Source organism: Streptomyces sp. NTH33, assembly GCF_003236365.1.
Classification (GTDB): domain Bacteria; phylum Actinomycetota; class Actinomycetes; order Streptomycetales; family Streptomycetaceae; genus Streptomyces.
Map to the genome: position 1 here is coordinate 1 of NZ_POTZ01000522.1, position 4,524 is coordinate 4,524.

Here is a 4,524-nt window from a genome sequence, read left to right on the forward strand (position 1 = left end):
TCGCCGTCCAGCAGGACCTCGCCGCCGATCCGGGTCCCGGCCGGCAGCAGCCGCAGCAGCGCCAGCGCCAGTGTGGACTTGCCGCAGCCGGACTCGCCCGCGATGCCGAGCTTCTCGCCCGGACCGAGGGTCAGGTCGACCCCGCGCACGGCGGCCGCGCCGCCCGGATACGTCACTTCCAGGTTCCGCACGTCGAGCAGGCTCAACGGGACACCCCCAGCCTGGGGTTGAGGACGGACTCGACGGCCCGCCCGCACAGCGTGAACGCCAGCGCGACGACCGCGATGGCGATGCCCGGCGGCACCAGATACCACCAGTCGCCGGAACTGACCGCCCCCGCCTCCCGCGCGTCCTGCAGCAGCCCGCCCCAGGACACGCCGGTCGGGTCGCCGAGCCCGAGGAAGGCGAGCGTCGCCTCCGTCAGGATCGCGCTGGAGATGATCAGGGTGGTCTGGGCGAGCACCAGCGGCATGACGTTCGGCAGCACGTGCCGGGACATCACGTGCCAGTGACCGCCGCCGAGTGCTTTCGCCCGTTCGATGTACGGCCGTGACTCCACCGCCAGCGTCTGCGCCCGCACCAGACGCGCGGTGGTCGGCCAGGTGGTCACACCGATCGCCACGACGATCGTGCCCAGCGAGCGGGACATCACGGTGGCGAGCGCGATGGCGAGCACCAGCGTCGGCATCACCAGGAACCAGTCCGTGATCCGCATCACCACCGTGGCGTACCAGCCGCGGAAGTGTCCCGCGGTGATGCCGATGAGCGTCCCGATCGCCACCGACAGCGCGGCCGCGAGCAGCCCGACCAGGAGCGAGACCCGCGAACCCCAGATCACCAGGCCGAACAGACTGCGCCCGAACTGGTCCGTGCCCAACGGGAACCGCGCGCTCGGACTCTCCAGCGGCCCGCCGGGCGCGTCGGTCACGCTCCGCACGTCCGCCCCGACGGTCAGCGGCGCGGTCAGCGCGACCAGCACGCACAGCACGAGCGTGGTGAGCCCGAGGACGCCCGCGCGGTGCGTCCGGTACTGCTTCCAGAAACGGGCGGCGGAGGTCCGGCGGCGCTGCCAGGTGAGCGTGCGCGGACCGGGTGTACCGGGGCCGGGCGCGTGCGGGCCGGGCTTCGCAGTGGTCTCGGCGGTCATCGGCCCACCCTTGGATCGAGCAGCGGATACAGCAGGTCGGCGAGGGTGTTCATCACGATCACCGCGGAGGCGAAGAAGAAGAACAGCCCCTGCACCAGCGGCAGGTCGGGCACGCTCAGCCCCTGGTAGAACAGCCCGCCGAGCCCCGGCCAGGAGAACACCGTCTCGACGAGGATCACCCCCGCCACGGTCCGGCCGAGATTGACGAAGATCAGCGTCACGGTCGGCAGCAGCGCGTTCGGCACGGCGTGCCGGCGCCGTACGAGGTCGTCCCTGAGCCCCTTGGCGCGCGCGGTCGTCAGGTAGTCGCCGCCCATCTCGTCCAGCAGCGCCGACCGCGTGACCAGCAGGGTCTGCCCGTACTCCACCGCGACCAGCGTCACCACCGGCAGGACGAGATGGTGGGCGACGTCGACGGCGTACGCGAAGCCCTCCTTGCCGCCCGACTCCATGCCCCCGGTCGGGAACAGACCCGGCACCGGGCCCACGCCCACCGACAGCACGATGATGAGCAGCAGCCCCAGCCAGAAGGACGGGACGGAGTAGAGCGTCAGCGCCAGACCCGTGTTGAGGCGGTCGCCGAGCCGGCCGTGCCGCCAGGCGGAGCGGGTGCCGAGGACGATGCCGAGCGCGGTGTAGAGCACGAAGGCCGTACCGGTCAGCAGCAGGGTGTTCGGCAGCGCCTCGGTGATCTTGTCGATGACCGGCGCGCGGAACTGGTACGAGGTCCCCAGATCCCCGGTCAGCGCCTTGCCGCAGTAGTGCGCGAACTGCTGCCACATCGGCAGGTCGAGCCCGAACTCCCGCCGGTAGGCGGCGATCTGCTCCGCGGAGATCGGCCGGCCGCCGGTCATGAACTTCACCGGGTCGCCCGGGATCAGCCGGAAGAGGAAGAAGCTGGTGACGAGGACGGCGAACAGCGAGACGGCCGCGCCGGCCAGCTTGCCCGCCACGTACCGCAGGTACGCGGCAGCGGTCCTCGCCCGTGGTCCCCGGCCCGCCGCCGGCCCGGACGTCCCCGGGTCGGCGGCGGCCCCCTCGACCAGCGCGGGTGTCGCTTCAGCGGTCATGCGCGCCCACCGTCTGCTTCGCTCACTGCCTGTTCCGTCCGTTGTTCCGAACGCGGCCTATTCACGCTCCTCCGCCGTGGCCCGGCGGCGCATCGCGAAGAGCCCCGCGAGACCGCCGAGGACGACGACACCCGCCACGATCCCGACGACGACGCCCGTGGACGTGGAACCGCCCGAGGAGCCGCCGGAGTCCGCCGGAACGGCCGACCACCAGCTCCAGTAGCCGTCCTGCCCGTAGATGTTCCCCGCCTTGGCCGGCATGGTGGTGATCGACTCGATCTGGTCCGTGCGGTAGGCCTCGACCGCGTTGGGATAGGCCATGACGTTCATGTACCCGAGGTCGTACAGCCGCGACTCCATCTGCTTGACGAGGTTCGCCCGTTCGGCCGGGTCGTACTCGGCGAGCTGCCTGGCGTACAGCTCGTCGTACGTCTTGTCGCAGATGAAGTTGTCGGTGGCGCCGGTGTCCTTGGGCGTCGCCGGGAGCGCGGCGCAGGTGTGGATGGAGAGCACGTAGTCGGGGTCGGGGTTGACCGACCAGCCGTCGAAGGCGAGGTCGTACTTGCCCGCGAGCCACGGGTCGGTCACGTTGTCCAGGCAGTCGATGGTGGCCCCGATGCCGAGCTCGCCCCACCACTCCTGCAGGTACTTGCCGATCGCCTTGTCGTTGGGGTCGGTCGCGTGGCACAGCACCCGGTAGTTCAGCGGCTTCCCGTCCTTGCCGACGCGCTTGCCGTCGGCGTCCGCCTGGTAGCCCGCCTGGTCGAGGAGTTCGGCGGCCTTCGCCGGGTCGTACGCCAGTTCCTGGCTCGCCGACGGCTCCCAGAAGTACGTCGAGTACCGCGGCGGGATGTAGCCCCGGCCCTCCACCGCGTGGCCCTGGAAGACCTTGTCGACGATGGTCTTCCGGTCGACCGCCATGAACAGCGCGTGCCGCACCCGCTCGTCGAGCAGGGACGGGTGGCCGTCCCCGAACTTCTTGCCGTTCCTGGCCTGCGCGCCCGGGTTGGTGGCCAGGGCGTAGAAACGGCGGCCGGGGCCCTCGTTGACGCGGATGTCCTTCTCGCCCTTGAGCGAGGCGGCCTGGGCGGGCGTCAGGGCCGGTGAGCCGGCCACGAAGGAGACCTCGCCCTTGCGCAGGGCGGCGACGGCGGCGTCCTGGTCCTTGTAGTACCGGAAGACCAGCTCGTCGAACTTCGGCGCGCCCCGCCAGAAGTCCTTGTTGGCCTTCAGCCGGACGTAGCTGTCGGGCTTGTAGTCGGTGAGGACGAACGGGCCGTTGCCGACTATCGGGAAGGACTTGTCGTTGTTGAACTTCGAGAAGTCGTCGACCTTCTCCCAGATGTGCTTGGGCACGATCGGCACGTCGAGCGCGGTCATCGTGGCCTGCGGCTTCTTCAGCCGGATCACCAGTTTGGTGGGGCTCGGTGCGGTGACCTCGGCGAAGTTGGTGACGAAGTTGCCGTTGGAGGTGGCGGCGCCCTCGTCGGTCATCATCTTGTTCAGCGTCCACGCCGCGTCCTCGGCGGTGGCCTGCTGCCCGTCCGACCACTTGGAGTCGGAGCGGATCGTGTACGTCCAGGTCAGCTTGTCCGGCGAGGGCTCCCACTCGGTGGCCAGGGCCGGGACGACATGGGCGTCCTTGGGGTCGTAGTTGGTCAGGTACTCGTACATCAGCCGGTGGACGCTCGTGCTGAGCAGCCGTCCCGCCAGGAACGGGCTGAGCGAGTCGACGCTCTGCGCGACGGCGACGGTGAGGACCTTCTTGCCCTTCTCGGCCTGCGTGACCTGGGCGCCTTCCGCGGCACGGGCCTGCGGTGAGGCCGGGGCGAGCGGGGACGCGAGCCCGGCCGTGAGGACGAGGGCGGCGGCGCCCGCGGCGGCGAGGAGCCGGGTTCGCCTCAGGCGGGGACCGGTACGTCCTCTGCCGTGCTGATCGTGTGTGTTCATGGCTCGGTGACCTCGCGTCATCGCACGCAGGAAACGGTTTGCGCCTCCTGCCGGGGCGGGCTTGAACAGGCTTGAACGGGCTTGATCGGGTGACGCCGGCGGAATGAAGTGAGTGTCTATCAGCGGCAGTCTGCGCGCGTCAACGGTGTGTCAAACCCCATGTGGCCTGCGGAAATGTCAAGTGAGCCGCTCTGTTGCTCTCATTGGTGGAGACCACTGAAGCCTCCCTGGTGAGGGGATGGCGACGGAAATTCGACCGCTTCTGACTGCGCACACGCGAAGGCCCGCGCCGTCGGGGACGGCGCGGGCCGGGTGCGGTTGCTGGAGTTACTGCGGGGGCGGGGTCTGGCCCTGAGG

The 4,524-nt window shown here is 70.1% G+C and carries 4 protein-coding genes; all 4 read right to left on the reverse strand.

What is annotated here, in order from left to right:
- Nucleotides 1-206, reverse strand: a 206-nt coding sequence (locus C1I97_RS32020) for an ATP-binding cassette domain-containing protein (RefSeq protein ID WP_146608355.1), incomplete at its 3' end; no start/stop codon positions are given.
- A complete protein-coding gene (locus C1I97_RS32025; protein ID WP_111006557.1) occupies nt 203-1,147 on the reverse strand; it encodes an ABC transporter permease in 945 nt (314 codons plus the stop codon). The genes C1I97_RS32025 and C1I97_RS32020, both read right to left, overlap by 4 nt.
- The gene (locus C1I97_RS32030) at nt 1,144-2,217 is read right to left on the reverse strand and encodes an ABC transporter permease (protein ID WP_181447005.1); all 1,074 of its coding nucleotides are present in this window, start codon (nt 2,215-2,217) and stop codon (nt 1,144-1,146) included. The genes C1I97_RS32025 and C1I97_RS32030 overlap by 4 nt, the downstream gene beginning before the upstream one ends.
- Nucleotides 2,218-2,274: 57 nt before the next feature.
- Nucleotides 2,275-4,167, reverse strand: a complete 1,893-nt coding sequence (locus C1I97_RS32035; RefSeq protein WP_111006558.1) for an ABC transporter substrate-binding protein — start codon at nt 4,165-4,167, stop codon at nt 2,275-2,277.
- Nucleotides 4,168-4,524: the final 357 nt, after the last annotated feature.

What these genes read in the sequence shown, in the direction of transcription:
- C1I97_RS32035 (WP_111006558.1), bottom strand. Translation starts at nt 4,167, where the DNA reads ATGAACACACACGATCAGCACGGCAGAGGACGTACCGGTCCCCGCCTG.
- C1I97_RS32030 (WP_181447005.1), bottom strand. Translation starts at nt 2,217, where the DNA reads ATGACCGCTGAAGCGACACCCGCGCTGGTCGAGGGGGCCGCCGCCGAC.
- C1I97_RS32025 (WP_111006557.1), bottom strand. Translation starts at nt 1,147, where the DNA reads ATGACCGCCGAGACCACTGCGAAGCCCGGCCCGCACGCGCCCGGCCCC.